The sequence below is a fragment of the Microbacterium timonense genome (assembly GCF_900292075.1).
Lineage (GTDB): Bacteria > Actinomycetota > Actinomycetes > Actinomycetales > Microbacteriaceae > Microbacterium > Microbacterium timonense.
Genome location: NZ_OLMV01000003.1, coordinates 645,886 through 662,722 on the forward strand (window position 1 = coordinate 645,886; position 16,837 = coordinate 662,722).

Below are 16,837 nucleotides of genomic sequence, written 5' to 3' on the forward strand. Positions count from 1 at the left end.
CGATGAGCAATCTCGCAGCTGTCATGCCGGAACTCGGGCGTATAGAGATCCGGGACGTGCCCGAGCCGTCGCCGGGGCCGCGCGAGGCGGTCGTCGCCATCGAGGCGGTGGGGGTGTGCGGGTCTGATACGGCGTACTTCACCCGCGGCCGCATCGGGGACTGGGTCGTCGACGGGCCCCTTATCCTCGGCCATGAAGTCTCAGGACGGGTGGTCGCTGTCGGCGACGCGGTGACCAGGGTGAGCGTGGGCGACCGGGTGGCTATCGAGCCGGGCACGCCGTGTCGCGACTGCGAGGACTGCCTGGCAGGGCGCTATCACCTGTGCTCGCGTCTGGCGTTCCTCGCCACCCCGCCGTACGACGGCGCGCTCGTGCAGCGCGTCGCGTTCGACGAGCGGAACCTGTTCGTGGTGCCGTCGGGCATGTCGTACGAAGAGGCGGCGCTGTGCGAGCCGCTCTCCGTCGGGATCTGGGCCTGCCGCCGCGCCGACCTGCGGCCCGGAGATCGTGTGCTCGTTTCGGGAGCCGGTCCGGTCGGGATGCTGGCGGCCCAGGTCGCACGGGCGCTCGGCGCTTCGTCGGTGGTCGTGAGCGACGTGTCGGAGTTCCGTCTCGCGAAGGCCCGCGAGCTCGGCTTCGAGGTCGAGCGGAGCGGCACCGTCGACGAGGGGCCCGGTCACGAGGATGCCGACGTCCTGCTCGAATGCTCCGGTGCCCCAGGCGTGCTGGCGCAGGGGCTGTGGCGGCTCCGCAACGGGGGCCGCGCGGCGATGGTCGGCATGCCGAAGCAGGACGTCTCGCTCCCGCTGTCGCGCCTGAACGTCAAGGAGATCTCTCTCGCGCTCGTCAACCGCTACGCGCACACCTGGCCCACCGCCATCTCCCTCGTCTCCTCAGGGCGCGTGGACGTCGCGTCGTTGGTCACGCACCGTTTCGCGCTGGAGGAGACAGTCGACGCCCTCACGCTGGCTTCCCGGGTCCCCGACTCCTTGAAGGCGGTGGTCTACCCGCAGGGGGTCCCCGTCGGCGAACCCGCAGCGTGAGTTCTGCTTTCTGAGAACCGACGGTGACTGGTTGGGCCGCCATCGGCCAGAGGAGCCCGCCAGATTCATGCCGACAACGGCATGAATCTGTTCTCTATCCGTTATGCAGCCGACGGGACGGGCCCCGCTGCGTTCAGTACGGTGTCGTCATGACGCTGCGTCGCCTCGCCCCCGCGCTCATCGCGGCCGCTCTCGTTCTGGCCGGATGCGCCGCGACATCCGTCCCGACCCCGACAGCCAGCGAGGGAGTCGCCGCGCCGGCGTCAGAGGCGACACCGACCCCCGAACCGCCGCAAGCGCGGGTTCCCTTCGACGGCGACTGCTCGGGCGTTCTCACCGCCGATCTTGCGGCTCAAATCTTCCATGGCGTACAGCCGGTGACCAGCTCGCCCGACAACATCGGCGGACTCATGCCCGACGTCGCAGGCTCGCTTGCGCGGCTCGGCGGGCTGGCCTGCACCTGGTGGGCCGAAGGCGCACCCGTCGAGTACCTCAGCGTCGCAGTGATTCCGCGTATGCATGTGCCCGACGACGTGGCTGCCGAACGCGCCCAGTTCGGCTGCTACGGGTGGGGATACTGCGGTCGCGGCGAGGTCCGCTCAGACATGTGGGTTCTCGCCGAGACGGCGCGGGTCAACGAGAACGATCTGGACCCGTCGGCTGAGGAGGCATCCGTGATGACCGCCGCCGTGGACGGTCTGATCCAATCGGTGCTCGGCCATGCCCCGTCTGTCTACTCGGGGGTGCCGGTGAGTCCTGCAGCGGATTGGTGGACGCTGCCCGCGTGCGAGAAGATCGCATCCGCTGCCGCCTCCGGTGCCGGGATCACCGCGCCCCAACCGGGCTTTCCGGGTGACAACGTGCCCGACGGCCCCGTATGGGAGGTGCTGACGGCTGCCGGCGTTGCGCAGTGGTGCCCCTGGTACGACCTGACGGAGAACAGCAGTCGCATCACCGAGCTGCAGCTGCAGTCGGGCGTCGGCGCTCCCTCGGCCGCTCAGTTGGAGGCGCACAACGTGGAGACGATCAGCATCGCCGGCGCGGACGCCGCGTACCGTCTGGTCTACGAGTACTCAGGTGGTGCGCGCGGTGTCGAGATCCTCGTCGTCGACGGTCCGAACCGTCTTCTCGTCGGCGGGTACGGACCGGAGGCCGTCGCCGCCGCAGTCCTGGCCGTCCTGTGATCACGGGCCGTCGCCGCGGTACCGGCCGTCCTCGGACGGTGAGCCGGCCGCACCGAGTGCACGGGATGTCGCCGAACGCACGAGGAAAGAGCGCGAAGAGGTCGTGCGCTCGACGGGAGGTCGTGCATTCGGCATCCGCCCCTCCGTCTGCCGGCGGCCGGTGGGGGTCCGAGACGGGAGGTCGTGCATTCGGCATCCGCCTATCCGTCTGCCGGCGGCCGGTGAGGGTCCGAGACGGGAACGGTCGTCCCGCATAGGCTGACGCCAGCGGGCGACGAGGCCCGCGACAGGGAGCGAGCGTGGCCACGAGCAACATCGAGATCGCACAGCGGGCCGACCTGTGGCCGATCACCCGGATCGCCGAGGGCCTCGGCATCCCCGACGAAGAGCTCGTGCCGTACGGCCGGCACAAGGCGAAGGTGTCGCTGTCGTACCTGCGCGCGCTGCAGGGTCGCCCCCGCGGACGCCTCGTGCTCATGACGGCGGTGTCGCCGACCCCCGCCGGCGAGGGCAAGACGACGACCACGGTGGGCCTGGGTGACGCGCTCAGTCGCATCGGTAAGCGCGCGATGATCTGCCTGCGTGAACCGGCGCTCGGACCGGTGTTCGGAATGAAGGGCGGTGCCGCCGGCGGCGGATACGCGCAGGTGGTGCCGATGGAAGACATCAACCTGCACTTCACGGGCGACTTCGCCGCGATCGCGGTCGCCACCAACCTTCTCGCAGCGCTCATCGACAACCACATCCATCACGGCAACGAGCTCGGCATCGACGTGCGACGGGTGACCTGGCGTCGCGTGCTCGACGTTAATGACCGCGCCCTGCGCGACACCGTCATCGGCCTCGGCGGCCCGGCCAACGGCTACCCCCGCGAGGGTGGCTTCGACATCGTCGTCGCGAGCGAGGTGATGGCGATCTTCTGCCTCGCGACGAGCCTTGCGGATCTGAAGGAGCGACTGGGTGAGATCGTCGTCGCGTACACGCGGGACCGCATGCCCATTCGCGCCCGCGACCTGCACGCGCACGGTGCGATGGCCGCCGTTCTGCGCGACGCGCTCGCTCCCAATCTCGTGCAGACGCTCGAGCACACGCCGGCTTTCGTCCACGGCGGCCCCTTCGCCAACATCGCGCACGGGTGCAACTCGTATCTGGCGACGGATTCGGCCCTGCGTCTGGCGGACTACGTCGTCACCGAGGCGGGCTTCGGTGCAGACCTCGGCGCCGAGAAGTTCATCGACATCCTCTGCCGCACCACAGGGCTGCGGCCGGACGTCGCGGTGGTCGTCGCCACGGTGCGGGCGATGAAGTACCACGGCGGCGTCGCGGTGGCCGACCTCCCCCGCGAAGACGTGGGCGCTTTGCAGCGCGGCACCGCGAACCTCGTGCGTCACCTCACGACCCTGCGGGAGACGTGGGGACTCCCGGCCGTCGTCGCCATCAACCACCGCGCGGAGGACACGGATGCCGAGGTCGCGGCGCTTGTGGCCGCGTCGGAGGCCGCCGGGGTCCCCGCAGTCGTCGCCCGGCACTTCGCCGAGGGCGGCGCCGGCGCGGAAGACCTCGCGCGCGAGGTCGTCCGGCTGTGCACGGAGCCACCGGCCACCCTCCGGCAGGGTCAGGAACCCGGGGGAGGACTGCGGTTCACGTACCCGGACGACGCGACACTCTGGGAGAAGATCACCGCGATCGCCACCCGCATCTACGGTGCGTCGGAGGTCACCGCGTCGACCGTCGTGCGCGCGCAGATCCGCCGGCTTCAGGACGAGGGGTACGGCACCTATCCGGTGTGCGTCGCCAAGACGCAGTACTCGTTCTCCACCGACCCCAAGCTGCGCGGCGCGCCGACCGGGCACGTCGTCGACATCCGGGAAGTTCGGCTGGCCGCCGGCGCACGGTTCATCGTGATGATCTGCGGCGACATCATGACGATGCCCGGGCTTCCGGCGGTTCCGGCGGCGAACAGCATCGACGTCGACGAGGACGGTCGCATCGTCGGACTCTTCTGAGCGCGATGCCCTTCCTCGCCATGCCCGCCGCGCCGGCGCTGCCAGGCGGCGAACGCCGCCCTCAGGCGGGCGGGAACGTGCGGACCCGCTCGACGCGCAGCGTGTGCGGAAGCGCGTCGACATCGCGCGTGCCGTCGGCGCGGGGCAGCTCGAAGACGTCGAGCATGAGCTGCACCTGGTACTCGAGGCTCTGACGGACCGTCTTGACCCAGCGGTGGTCGATGAAGAACGACACCGCGTCCGCGGTCCACTCCACTGCGTAGTCGTGCATGTCCGTCAGATCGCCGTCGACGCGGATCTTCTCGAAGTCGTCGCTCAGCCGCGGGTCGTGTTGCCGCTTGATGCCGACACCCACCCAGCCGCCGCCGTCGTCCATCTCGCTGCCGAAGATCTCGGCGATGCACAGTTCGCCGCTGTGTTCGGGGGTGTCCTCGAAGCCGATGGGCCAGAACGCCACCATCGCATCCGGGTGGCGGATCGCGGCCATTCGGACCTCGATGACGCCGAACCTCGGCAGATGCAGCCGACGCTCCGGCTGCATCTCGCGCACCACCAGGCCGTCGCGGAACCGGTGCTGGCCGACTGTGCTGCCGCGCTCGCCGGAGTACTGACCGGTCTGCAGGTGTGAGACGCGCACGTCGCCGTCGAACTCGAGCGACCAGGGTGCCGTCTCCGCGCCGATCGTCAACTCGAGCGCGTCGGGCGCGATGGAATAGCGGGCGGCCGTGCGATCGCGCGACGACCAGTGCGGCAGGTAGTACGGCCACCACACGGTCTCGTCGAGCACGCCCTCCCCGAAACGCTCGTCGAGGTCGGGCGCACGGCCGCCCAGGTCCAGGGGCGACACGTCGAGCACCCACACGTTGAAGGCGAGCTCGCCGCCCCGCCACGGCGCCGACCCCGTCCGCTGGTGCGCGAACCCGGTGCGGCGGCACAGCGCGTTGGAGGCCGGGTTGTCGACACCCGGGTACGCGACCAGCAGGTCCCGGTCGCCTCGCGAAGCAACCATGTGCGTGATCAGGCGCAGCGCCTGCCCGGCCAGCCCGCGGCCCTGCCACTCCGGATAGACATGCCAGCCGGTCTCCCATGCCGGGGTGCCCTCGTGGTCGACCTGCCAGTACCCGATGCCGCCCACCGGAGCGCCGTCGACCTCGATCCGGTACATCGCCGCCTCCCCGCTGCCCATCAGCCGCAGGTAGCGGCGATGGCGCTCCTCGAGTTCGGCGGGGGTCTCGGGGCCACCCAGGTGTCTGGTCATCTCCGGCGTGTTGGCGCGCTCGAGCAGCGGAAGGTCGTCCGGCCCCCACTCCCCGAGGGCCACGACTGGATCGGTCATGCGCCCATTCTCGGCCGTGGGGTTCGGCTGTGCGCGCTGCACAACGCGGGCTGCCCCTGTCGGGCACTCGGCTTGTGGGATTCCGCCAGCCGCTTTGAGTCGCGCTTGTGGGAGTTCTACGGTCGAAAGCGAATTCTCCCGCTGTCCATCGCACCGAGAGGTGATGCACATGGCCGACGCCGCCGTCCGCACGAAGAAGCCTGCCGTCCACAAGCGCACACCCGCCGGAGGGGCGCCGACCGCTCCGCACACTGCGGCGGAGGCATCCGAACCCCGCATCGACGTCGCGGCGGTGACCGATCTGCTGCTGGGAACCTGGGGCGACACCCGCCGCGAGGCCCGCGAGATGATCAAGGATCCCGCCTTCTGGCGCATCGACGGGCAGTCGATGCCGGAGCACCGTGAGCGCGTGCTCACCCAGCTGCACCTGCTGGTCGAGCACGGCGGGTCGCGGCGCGGGGTCCCCGAGAAGTTCGGCGGCCTGAACGACAACGGCGCGAACCTGGCCGGCTTCCAAGAGCTCGTGCTGGCCGACCCGAGTCTGCAGATCAAGTCGGGCGTGCAGTGGGGCCTGTTCGGATCCGCCATCTTCCAGCTCGGCACCGAGAAGCACCACGACGCGTGGCTGCCGGGCGTGATCGACATGAGCCTGCCGGGCGCTTTCGCGATGACCGAGACCGGCCACGGATCCGACGTCGCCGCGATCGGCACGACCGCCACGTACGACCCCGAGGCCGAGGAGTTCGTGATCCACACGCCGTTCCGCGGCGCCTACAAGGACTACCTCGGCAACGCCGCCCTGCACGGCAAGGCCGCGACCGTGTTCGCCCAGCTGATCACCGGCGGCGTCAACTACGGCGTGCACTGCTTCTTCGTGCCGATCCGCGACGACGAGGGCAACATGCTGCCGGGCGTCACGAGCGAGGACGACGGTGTCAAGGGCGGCCTCAACGGCATCGACAACGGCCGACTCGCCTTCGACCACGTGCGCGTGCCGCGCTTCAATCTGCTCGACCGCTACGGCCAGGTGGCGGCCGACGGCTCGTACACCTCTGACATCCCGTCGCCCGGACGCCGGTTCTTCACGATGCTGGGCGCGCTCGTGCAGGGCCGCGTGTCGTTGGACGGCGCCGCGACGACGGGCACCGCTCTGGCCCTGCACATCGCCCTCACCTACGCGAACCAGCGCCGCCAGTTCGACTCGGGCGCGGGCACCGAGGAGGTCGTGCTGCTGGACTACGGCAAGCACCAGCGGCGCCTCCTGCCGCTGCTGGCCCAGAACTACGCGCAGTTCTTCAGTCACGACGAGCTGCTGAAGAAGTTCGACGGCGTCTTCTCGGGTCGCAACGACACCCCCGACGAACGCGAAGACCTCGAGACCCTCGCCGCGGCGCTCAAGCCGCTGTCGACGTGGAACGCGCTCCAGACGATCCAGGAGGCCCGTGAGGCCTGCGGCGGCTCGGGCTTCCTCGCCGAGAACCGCATGGTGGGCCTGCACCAGGACCTCGACGTCTACGTCACCTTCGAGGGTGACAACAACGTCCTGCTGCAGCTGGTCGGCAAACGGCTGCTCGCCGACTACGCCAAGCAGTTCAAGGGAGCGGATGCCGCGAAGCTGGCGCGCTTCGCGGTCGGGCAGACGGCGGGCAAGCTCTTCCACGGCGCGGGACTGCGTCAGCTCGGCCAGGCCGTCGCCGACTTCGGCTCCACGGCCCGCTCGGTCGAGCTGGGCCTTCGCGAGGACCAGCAGCACGAGTTGCTCGGCGGTCGCGTGCAGCAGATGGTGGCCGATGTGGCCGCCGCGCTGCGTCCGGCGTCCAAGCTCTCGCCGGCGGAGGCCGCGGCGCTGTTCAACAGCCATCAGGCGGAGCTGATCGAGGCCGCCCGTGCGCACGGCGAACTGCTGCAGTGGGAGGCGTTCACCGATGGCGTGAACCGCATCTCGGACGAGGGGACGAAGCAGGTGCTGACCTGGCTGCGCGACCTCTTCGGGATGCACCTCATCGAGAAGCACCTCGCGTGGTACCTCATCAACGGACGCCTGTCGACGCAGAGGGCGGCATCCGTCACCCGCTACATCGACCGCCTCGCGGCACGGCTGCGGCCGCACGCCCAGGATCTCGTCGACGCGTACGGCTTCGCGCCGGAGCACGTGCGAGCCCCGATCGCCTCGGGCGCCGAGCGCACGCGACAGGACGAGGCCCGCGAGTACTACCGAGCCCTCGCTGCGTCGGGGGAGGCGCCGGTGTCGGAGAAGTCCCTCAAGAAGCGGTGAGCGGTCGGTGCCGCGGCGGCCGCGGCATCCAGGTCACGAAACGGTAACGATGATGCGATTGGTGTCAGGAATCCGACGCTGCCGGACATGACCCATATGAAGGCAGCTTCCGCGTCGCTGCGCCATCGGGCTTCGTGCGCGGCGAAGCGGCGTCTTCTCAGGGGACCGCGGATCGGGTACGCGGTCCCCTCCCTCATTCGTCGAGCCGCCTCAGGCGCTCCAGCCGCACATGCCGCATTCCCCGGTGGCCGAGACCTCGACGAAGCAGTTCGGGCACGTCGCGCGCTGGCGCTCGGGGACGACGGGCTTCGGTGCTCTGCGCTCGGCGGCGGGTCGTGAGGCGCTGCGCGCTGCGGTCGCGGGTGCCGCCGGCATCCGTCGCTCCACCTTCGGCACGTGCGCCGCGCAGTAGAAGCGCACGTACCCGTCATGGTTCTTCGGATGCCGGTGCTTGAACGCCCACAGCTCGGTGCGGGGAAGCGGCTCGGCGTCCGGGCCGCACGCGAAGCAGCGCGTCGGCTCACCGGGCACGACGTCGGCCACCAGCACCGGGCTCTCGAACGGGACGGCGTCCCGCCAATCCGACGACGCGACGATCCTCATGCTGTTCCCTCCCAGGTGCCGGTGCACAGCCCGACATTCCACGGTAAGCGACGCGAGCGGCGTCGGGGAATCGAGCCGGCGACGGCGTCGTGAAGGGACGGATGCCGCGACCATCGAGTCGCGGCCGGCCGCCGGTCCTGGGCAGGCCGGCCGCGCGTCCTCGGCAGGCCGGCCGCGCGAGTCGGCAGGTCGCGGGTCGGGGTCGTGGGTCGGGGTCGGGGGTCGTGGGTCAGGCCGTCTGGGCCGCGTGTGCGCCCTCGGCCACCTCTTCGAGCACCTTGGCGTTGAAGGCAGGGAGATCGTCGGGGGTGCGGCTCGACACCAGCCCGTGGTCGACCACGACCTCCTCGTCCACCCAGTTCGCCCCGGCGTTGCGCAGGTCGGTCTTCAGGCTCGGGTAGCTCGTGAGCGTCCGACCGTTCACGACACCGGCCTCGACCAGCAGCCAGCCACCGTGGCAGATGACGCCGACGGGCTTGTGCTGCTCGAAGAAGCTGCGGCCGAACGCGACGGCGTCGGCATCCATGCGCAGATGGTCGGCGTTGACCACGCCGCCCGGCAGGACGAGAGCGTCGAACTGCGCGGCATCCGCCTCCGACACCGCGACGTCCACGGTCTGGCGATGGCCGTTCTTGCCCTCGATCTCGTCGTCGGAGGGAGCGACCATCACCGCGGTGGCGCCTGCCGAGGTGACGGCCTCCCACGGTGAGGTCAGCTCGCTGTCTTCGTATCCATCGGTCGCGAGGAACGCGATCTTCTTGCCGCTGAGATCAGTCATGCCGCCACGGTACGTGCGGCGCCGCGCGCCCCGCAGGGGTTTGACAGCTCGACCGCCGTGCCGCCGCGTCGGTCCCCCGCTCTAGGCTGGCGCGGTGAGTCACGACGTCCGCCTCGGCGCCGACGGCCGCGCGCGTTGCGCGTGGGTCGGCGACGACCCCGAGTACACCCGCTATCACGACGAGGAATGGGGCGTCGCGCTGCACGGCGACCGGGCCCTCTTCGAGAAGATGAGTCTGGAGGGGTTCCAGGCGGGGCTTTCCTGGATCACGATCCTGCGCAAGCGCCCGCGCTTTCGCGAGGTCTTCGCCGGGTTCGAGCCCGAGGCGGTGGCCGCCTTCGGTGAGGACGACGTGGCGCGCCTGATGACAGATGCCGGGATCATCCGCAATCGCGCGAAGATCGAGGCCACCATCTCCAACGCCCGGCTCGTCCTCGACATGGAGCCCGGTGAACTCGACACCTTCATGTGGTCGTTCGCCCCGGCATCCCACCGTCGTCCAGGCTCGTTCGCGGAGGTTCCGGCCACGAGCCCCGCGTCGGATGCGCTGAGCAAGGCGCTGCGCAAGCGGGGATTCCGCTTCGTCGGCCCGACGACCATGTACGCGCTCATGCAGTCGGCCGGCATGGTGGATGACCACGTCGACGGCTGCTGGCGCGCCGGTTGATCGAGCCTTCACCTCCTGGCTCGCGCGACGCGGGCGGCAGCCGTTGACGCCTGATGCGTGATGCGTGATGATCGATGCATGCGCACCACGGTGACGATCGACGACGACGTGCTCGCGGCGGCGAAGCAGTTCGCCGACGCGCGCGGACTCACCCTGGGGGAGGCGCTGTCGCAGCTCGCCCGGGCGACGCTCACCGAGCGGCAGCGACACGGCGGCACCCGGAACGGCATCGTGCTGCTGCCGTCGCCGCCCGACGCGGGCCGTGCGAGCCTCGACGACGTCGATGAGCTGCGGGACGACGCACCGTGACCCGGCACCTGCTCGACGTCAACGCGATCGTCGCGCTGATCGATCCGCTGCACGTCCACCACGATCGGGCGCACCGGTGGTTCGCCGCTCGCGGCGGCGAGGCCTGGCACACCTGCCCCCTCGTGCAGAACGGCGTTGTGCGCGTCGTCAGCCACCCGAAGTACCCGAACACCCAGCCGGCGCCCGTCGTGATGGCGAGTCTCGCGAGCCTCGCAGCGCGACCCGATCACGTGTTCCTGCCCGACACGGTGAGCCTTCTCGACAGCTCGGTGCACACCGAGCGCCTGCTGGCCAGTTCGCAGGTCACCGACACCTACCTGCTTCATCTGGCCGCTTCGAACGACGCGCAGCTGGCTACGTTCGACACCCGCATCGTCACCTCGGTCGTTCCTTCGGGCGCGACCGTCGTGTTCCAGATTCCCTGACGCACCGACCCCCGCCCCGGGACCCCCAGCCCACATGCCCCGAACCTCGCCAGCCGGGGCGGGTACGGGGCCGGGAGGTCGCCCCGATCCCGCAGGTCGGCATCTCGGGTTTGGGGCGCGCGGCGTGCGATTGGGGCGCACGAGTCGCGCCCCGACCGGACGGACTGCGCCCCAAGCGCCAGTCAACGGACCGCGCCCCAATCCCAGGCAGACGCACTGCGCCCCAAACCCCGGTCAGCGGGCTGGCATCTCGGGTTTGGGGCGCGCGGCGTGCGATTGGGGCGCACGAGTCGCGCCCCGACCGGACGGACTGCGCCCCAAACCCAGGTCAACGGCACCGCCCCGAACCCAGGCAGACGCACAGCGCCCAAACCCACGAGAAACGACTGCGAGGGATGACGGGGCAGGCGGGCACGGGCCTCTAACACACGAGAAACGACTGCGACGGATGCCGGGGCGCAGCTGAAAACGGATAGTTCATCCGTTTCGGGTGTAGGCTGAGGGCATGTCACCGCGGGCCGATGCCGTGCGCAGTCGTGAGCGCATCCTCGAGACCGCGCGACGGCATGATGTGCGCGCACTCCGCCTGAACGACATCGCGCGGGACGCGGGCGTCGGGATCGGCACGGTGTATCGCCACTTCCCGACCGTCAGGGCACTCGTCGAGGCGCTCAGCGTCGACACGCTGGTGCGACTGGGCGACGCCGCCGATCGGGCGGTCGCCGAGCCCGATGCGCGCCAGGCGTTCCGCCGGTTCCTGGGCGACGCCCTCGCGCTCCAGCTCGAGGACGGCGGGTTGGAAGCCGTCCTCACCGACATGGCGCAGTCCGACCCCGGGCTGCACAACGAATGTGCCGCGGCGCGCGGAAAGGTCTTCGCCGGCTACGCCGCCGTGCTCTCTCGCGCGCAGCGTGACGGCGTGGTGCGCGACGACGTCACACCGGGTCAGCTGCAGCGGCTGATCTGCGGAATCGAGCACGCCGTGCGACTGGGGAGCCCCGCCGATCGCGACCTGCTGTTGGACATCCTTCTCGCGGGCATGCGCCCCGACGAACCCTCTGAACCGCCCACCGGCGCCGGCATGATGTCGGCGCGCGGCTGAAAGGAAACCATGGACTACGGACACGCGCTCGAGTTCGGCGCGTTCATCACACCCACCGCCGCGAGCCCCGAGGCGCCGGTGATCCTGTCGCAGGTCGCCGAGGCATCCGGGCTGGATCTCGTGACCTTCCAGGACCACCCGTATCAGCCGGCGTTCCTCGACACCTGGACGCTCATGACGTTCGTCGCCGCGCGTACTGACACGATCCGCATCTCGCCGAACGTGCTCAACGTCCCGCTGCGGCCGCCGGCCGTCGTCGCGCGCGCCGCCGCGAGCATCGACCTGCTCTCGGGCGGTCGTTTCGAGCTGGGTCTCGGCGCGGGCGGATTCTGGGACGCGATCGAGGCGATGGGCGGCACCCGGCTGACACCCGGCCAGGCGGTGACGGCGCTCGAAGAGGCGATCGACCTCATGCGCGAGCTCTGGCGCACCGACCAGCGCGGAGGCGTCTTCACCGACGGTCGCTACCACCGCGTGCACGGCGCCAAGCGGGGCCCCCGACCGGCGCACGAGATCCCGCTCCACATCGGGGCCTACAAGCCGCGCATGCTGGCCCTCACCGGCCGCAAGGGCGACGGCTGGCTGCCGTCACTGGCCTACCTCCAGCCGGGAGATCTCGCCAAGGGCAACGCCACGATCGACGAGGCGGCACAGTCCGTCGGACGCGATCCGCGTGAGATCCGCCGGCTGCTGAATGTCGGTCAGCTCGCGGCCGATCCCCGGGAGTTCGCCGAGCGCCTGGCGCGCCTCGCACTGGAAGACGGCATCGGCACGTTCATCCTCGCCGGCGATGACCCCAACCTGCTGCAGCGCTTCGGTGAGGACATCGCGCCTGCGGTGCGAGAGCTCGTCACCGCCGAGCGCGCCGCGCGGGGTGTCAGCGAAGGTCCGGTGAGGTCGGCGGCCGCGCTGGCGGCGCGCCGCGACGGCATCGCCTACGACGATGTGCCCGCGGGACTGCATGCGATCGAGCCGGGCGACTTCGAGTACGGCGACGTGCGCGCCACCTACATGCGAGGAGGGTCTCCCGGCCTCGTGCTGCAGCCGGCGTCGGCCGAGCAGGTCGCCGCGGCGATCGGCTTCGCGCGGCGGCATCCTGAGCTTCCGCTTTCGGTCCGCAGCGGCGGCCACGGCATCAGCGGCCGCAGTACGAACGACGGCGGCATCGTCATCGACCTGCGGCGGCTGAACGAGATCGAAGTGCTCGACACCGAGCGCCGCCTCGTGCGCATCGGACCCGGTGCCCGGTGGGCGCACGTCGCGGCGACGCTCGGCGAGCACGGGTGGGCGCTGACGTCCGGCGACTACGGCGGCGTGGGCGTGGGCGGCCTGGCGACCGCGGGCGGCATCGGGTTCCTCGCGCGGGAGCACGGCCTGACCATCGACCACCTGCGCGCCGCCGAGGTGGTGCTCGCCGACGGCTCGATCGTGCGGACGGATGCTGCGAACCACCCCGACCTGTTCTGGGCGGTCCGCGGAGCCGGCGCCAATGTCGGCATCGTCACGGCGTTCGAGTTCGAGGTCGACGAGGTGGGGCAGGTGGGTCATGCGCAGCTGGCCTTCCAGGTCGACGACGTCGCGGAGTTCCTGGAGGGTTACGGCCGCGTCATGGAGTCGTCGCCGCGCGACATGACCATGTTCCTGCTGACCGGCGCTCCTCGACCGGGCCAGCCGCAGATCGTGCAGCTGTACGGCATCGTCGATTCGGACGACCCCGACACGATCATCGCCCGCCTGCAGCCCTTCGCCGAGCTCGCTCCGCTCGTACAGCAGTCGGTGCAGCTGACCACGTACGCGCAGGTCATGGCCAACGCCGACCTCGGCCCGCAGCACGGTGCCGGCGAACCGCACTCGCGCTCGGGACTGCTCGCACACGTCACCCCCGCATTCGCTGCCGCGGCGGCCCGGATGCTGGAGTCCGGCGCGGTGCCGTTCTTCCAGCTGCGCGCGGTCGGCGGCGCCGTCGCCGACGTGGCCGAAGACGCCACGGCGTACTCCCACCGCTCGGCGGCCTTCTCCGTCGTGGCTCTCGGCTCACGCGCCGATCGCCTTGACGAGCAGTGGCGCACTCTCGCCGACCACGTCGCCGGCATGTACCTGAGCTTCGACTCGTCGGAGCGCCCTGAGCGCATCGCCGAGGCCTTCCCGCCCGCGACGCTCGCGCGCCTGCGTGCGATCAAGGCGGCGTACGACCCGACGTGCGTGTTCCGCGACAACTTCGCGGTCGAGCCGGTGCAATCCGACGCGGCCTGAGCCGCGGCATCCGTCCTCTCTCCTCCCGGGGGTGGTCTTCCCCGCCTCCTCCCGCGGGAAGGTCCCCCGCCGCGTCCTCCGGGGAAGGTCCCCGCCGCGTGTCCCGATCTCCAGCGTTCATGTCCCACTTTCGCGCGCACGACGACCGGTATACGCACGAAAGTGGGACATGCATTGCCGGGGGCGGGGGGACTGGGTGGAGGAACAGCGCAGGGTCGGAGATCGAGCAGGATTCAGGAAGCTGGGTGTCCGCGATCGTCGGCACAATGTAGCGTCGCCTTCGATCGAGAGGACCCCATGGCCGAGGCATCCGAGACGTCAAGCACCCCTTCATCCGGCGCCCACATCGCCGACTCGCACGAGATGATCCGTGTCGTCGGAGCGCGCGAGAACAACCTCAAGAACGTCTCCGTCGAGATCCCCAAGCGCCGGCTGACGGTGTTCACCGGGGTCAGCGGCTCGGGCAAGTCGTCGCTGGTGTTCGGCACCATCGCGAACGAGTCGCAGCGCCTCATCAACGAGACGTATCCGACGTTCGTGCAGCAGTTCATGGGTCAGCTGAGCCGGCCCGAGGTCGACGCGCTCGAGAACATCAGCCCGGCGATCATCGTCGACCAGGAGCGCATGGGCTCCAACGCGCGTTCGACGGTCGGCACCGCGACCGACGCCCACGCGATGCTGCGGCTGCTGTTCAGCCGCATCGGCCAGCCGCACGTCGGCTCGCCGCAGGCCTTCTCCTTCAACATCCCGTCCGTCTCGGGTGCGGGCGCCGTCACGTTCGAGAAGGGCGGCCAGAAGGTCAAGGAGCGCCGGTCGTTCGAGATCACCGGCGGCATGTGCCCGCGCTGCGAGGGCCTCGGCGAGGTCAGCGACGTCGACCTCGACGAGCTGTTCGACAGGACGAAGTCGTTGCAGGACGGCGCCATCACGATTCCCGGCTACAACCCCGACGGATGGATGGTGAAGGGGTTCACCGAGTCCGGCTTCGTCGACCCCGCCAAGCCGATCCAGGACTACACCGAGCAGGAGCTCGCGGACTTCCTCTACAAGGAGCAGACGAAGGTCAAGATCGCGGGCATCAACATGACCTATGAGGGCCTGGTGCCAAAGATCACCAAGTCCATGCTCCAGAAGGACCGCGACTCGCTGCAGCCCCACATCCGGGCGTTCGTGGACCGCGCCGTGAAGTTCCTGCCCTGCCCCGATTGCGGCGGCACGCGGCTGAACGAGGGTGCGCGGTCGTCGAAGATCAAGGGCATCAGCATCGCGGATGCCGCAGCCATGCAGATCACGGATCTCGCCGTGTGGCTCGACACGGTCGACGACCCGGAGGTCGCACCGCTCATGGCGGGCCTGCGGCAGACGATCGCGTCGTTCATCGACATCGGTCTCGGCTACCTCTCGCTGGATCGCGCCTCCGGCACGCTCTCGGGCGGTGAAGCCCAGCGCACCAAGATGATCCGGCACCTCGGCTCGCCGCTCACCGACATCACATACGTGTTCGACGAGCCGACCGCCGGCCTGCACCCGCACGACATCGAGCGGATGAACCGGCTCCTGCGGCAGCTGCGAGACAAGGGCAACACCGTGCTCGTCGTGGAGCACAAGCCCGAGGTGATCGAGATCGCCGACCACATCGTCGACCTCGGCCCGGATGCCGGCCGGGCCGGCGGCCAGGTGCAGTACGAAGGAGACGTGGCAGGCCTGCGCAGCTCCGGGACGATCACTGGTCGCCACCTCGACGACCGCGCGCGGCTCAAGGAGTCGACGCGCTCGCCGCAGGGCGCCCTCCAGATCCGTGGCGCGAGGCAGCACAACCTGAAGGACGTCGACGTCGACATCCCGCTCGGTGTGCTCACCGTCGTCACCGGCGTGGCAGGTTCGGGCAAGTCGTCGCTCATCCATGGCAACGTGCCCGCCTTCGACGACGTCGTGGTGGTCGACCAGTCGCCGATCAAGGGCAACCGGCGCTCGAGTCCCGCCACGTACACCGGCATCCTCGACACCGTCCGCTCGGCGTTCGCCAAGGCCAACGGCGTCAAGCCCGCACTGTTCAGCGCGAACTCCGAGGGCGCGTGCCCGGCCTGCCGGGGGCTCGGGGTGATCATCACGAATCTCGGATTCACGCAGACCGTCGAGACGCTGTGCGAGCTCTGCGAGGGCACCGGCTTCAGCGACGAGGTGCTGGAGTACCGGCTCGACGGGAAGAACATCGCCGAGGTGCTCGCGATGTCGGCCGCCGAGGCGGCGTCGTTCTTCACGAAGGGACCGGCGCACACCACGCTGGCGCGCATGATCGACGTCGGTCTCGGCTACCTCACCCTCGGCCAGGCGCTGAACACGCTGTCGGGCGGTGAGCGTCAGCGGCTCAAGCTGGCGATCTCGATGGCGAAGAAGGGCGCGATCTACGTGCTCGATGAGCCCACGACGGGCCTCCATCTCGCCGATGTCGACCACATGCTCGGGATGCTGGATCGCCTGGTCGAAGCGGGCAACAGCGTCATCGTGATCGAGCACCACCAGGCCGTCATGGCGCACGCGGACTGGATCATCGACATCGGCCCCGGCGCCGGGCACGACGGCGGCCGGATCGTGTTCGAGGGCACCCCGGCGGATCTCGTGGCGGGAGCGGATACGCTCACCGCGCAGCACCTGCGCGCCTATGTCGGGGCGCCCGCATTGTCGCCGGTGAGCTCCTGACCCCAGCGCGCTACGCCTCAGCGGCCCGCTCCGGACCGGGTGATGCGTGGGGTGAATTCCGGTCACCGGGCACGTTTCTCCGCTAGAAACGATGATGGTGCGCTCTGGCGGCTGGAATCGGTCTCGCCGGCGGGCGTGGGCGGGGATGGCGTCGAG

Annotated in this window: 13 protein-coding genes; 10 read left to right on the top strand and 3 right to left on the bottom strand. The window is 70.1% G+C overall.

Features of this window, described 5'->3' with window-relative positions; genetic code table 11:
- The first annotated feature begins 2 nt into the window (after positions 1-2).
- From C9992_RS12275 to C9992_RS12285, 3 genes are all read left to right on the top strand, one after another.
- The gene (locus C9992_RS12275; RefSeq protein ID WP_106815847.1) at positions 3-1,043 is read left to right on the top strand and encodes an NAD(P)-dependent alcohol dehydrogenase; all 1,041 of its coding nucleotides are present in this window, start codon (positions 3-5) and stop codon (positions 1,041-1,043) included.
- A 149-nt stretch (positions 1,044-1,192) separates the two neighbouring features.
- Positions 1,193-2,227, top strand: a complete 1,035-nt coding sequence (locus tag C9992_RS12280) for a hypothetical protein (protein WP_106815848.1) — start codon at positions 1,193-1,195, stop codon at positions 2,225-2,227.
- A 299-nt stretch (positions 2,228-2,526) separates the two neighbouring features.
- Positions 2,527-4,233, top strand: coding sequence for a formate--tetrahydrofolate ligase (locus tag C9992_RS12285; protein ID WP_106815849.1), 1,707 nt, complete (start codon positions 2,527-2,529; stop codon positions 4,231-4,233).
- 61 nt (positions 4,234-4,294) lie between these two features.
- Here the strand turns inward: C9992_RS12285 and C9992_RS17970 are convergent, their stop codons facing one another.
- Complete coding sequence (locus tag C9992_RS17970; protein WP_160150881.1) at positions 4,295-5,569, bottom strand: GNAT family N-acetyltransferase; 1,275 nt, start codon at positions 5,567-5,569, stop codon at positions 4,295-4,297.
- 169 nt (positions 5,570-5,738) lie between these two features.
- On the opposite strand from C9992_RS17970, the gene C9992_RS12300 reads away from it, so the two are divergent.
- Positions 5,739-7,844 carry an acyl-CoA dehydrogenase family protein gene (locus tag C9992_RS12300; protein ID WP_106815939.1) on the top strand — a complete coding sequence of 702 codons (2,106 nt, stop codon included), beginning with the start codon at positions 5,739-5,741 and terminating at the stop codon, positions 7,842-7,844.
- A gap of 210 nt (positions 7,845-8,054) precedes the next feature.
- On the opposite strand, the gene C9992_RS12305 is transcribed toward C9992_RS12300, so the two are convergent.
- Both C9992_RS12305 and C9992_RS12310 read right to left on the bottom strand, forming a co-directional pair.
- Positions 8,055-8,447 (bottom strand): glucose-6-phosphate dehydrogenase, encoded by a 393-nt coding sequence (locus tag C9992_RS12305; protein WP_106815851.1) that lies wholly within the window; start codon positions 8,445-8,447, stop codon positions 8,055-8,057.
- Positions 8,448-8,676: 229 nt separating this feature from the next.
- On the bottom strand, positions 8,677-9,225 hold the full coding sequence (locus tag C9992_RS12310; protein WP_106815852.1) for a type 1 glutamine amidotransferase domain-containing protein: 549 nt from the start codon (positions 9,223-9,225) through the stop codon (positions 8,677-8,679).
- A 94-nt stretch (positions 9,226-9,319) separates the two neighbouring features.
- Between C9992_RS12310 and C9992_RS12315 the strand changes: the two genes are divergently transcribed.
- From C9992_RS12315 to C9992_RS12340, 6 genes are all read left to right on the top strand, one after another.
- Positions 9,320-9,892, top strand: coding sequence for a DNA-3-methyladenine glycosylase I (locus C9992_RS12315; protein ID WP_106815853.1), 573 nt, complete (start codon positions 9,320-9,322; stop codon positions 9,890-9,892).
- Positions 9,893-9,970: 78 nt separating this feature from the next.
- A complete protein-coding gene (locus tag C9992_RS12320; RefSeq protein WP_106815854.1) occupies positions 9,971-10,201 on the top strand; it encodes a CopG family transcriptional regulator in 231 nt (76 codons plus the stop codon).
- Complete coding sequence (locus C9992_RS12325; protein WP_106815855.1) at positions 10,198-10,626, top strand: TA system VapC family ribonuclease toxin; 429 nt, start codon at positions 10,198-10,200, stop codon at positions 10,624-10,626. The genes C9992_RS12320 and C9992_RS12325 overlap by 4 nt, the downstream gene beginning before the upstream one ends.
- 505 nt (positions 10,627-11,131) lie before the next feature.
- Positions 11,132-11,728: a TetR/AcrR family transcriptional regulator gene (locus tag C9992_RS12330; RefSeq protein WP_106815856.1), complete on the top strand. Its 597-nt coding sequence runs from the start codon at positions 11,132-11,134 to the stop codon at positions 11,726-11,728.
- A 9-nt stretch (positions 11,729-11,737) separates the two neighbouring features.
- The gene (locus C9992_RS12335; protein WP_106815857.1) at positions 11,738-13,981 is read left to right on the top strand and encodes an LLM class flavin-dependent oxidoreductase; all 2,244 of its coding nucleotides are present in this window, start codon (positions 11,738-11,740) and stop codon (positions 13,979-13,981) included.
- Positions 13,982-14,278: 297 nt separating this feature from the next.
- Positions 14,279-16,681, top strand: coding sequence for an ATP-binding cassette domain-containing protein (locus tag C9992_RS12340; protein ID WP_106815858.1), 2,403 nt, complete (start codon positions 14,279-14,281; stop codon positions 16,679-16,681).
- Positions 16,682-16,837: the final 156 nt, after the last annotated feature.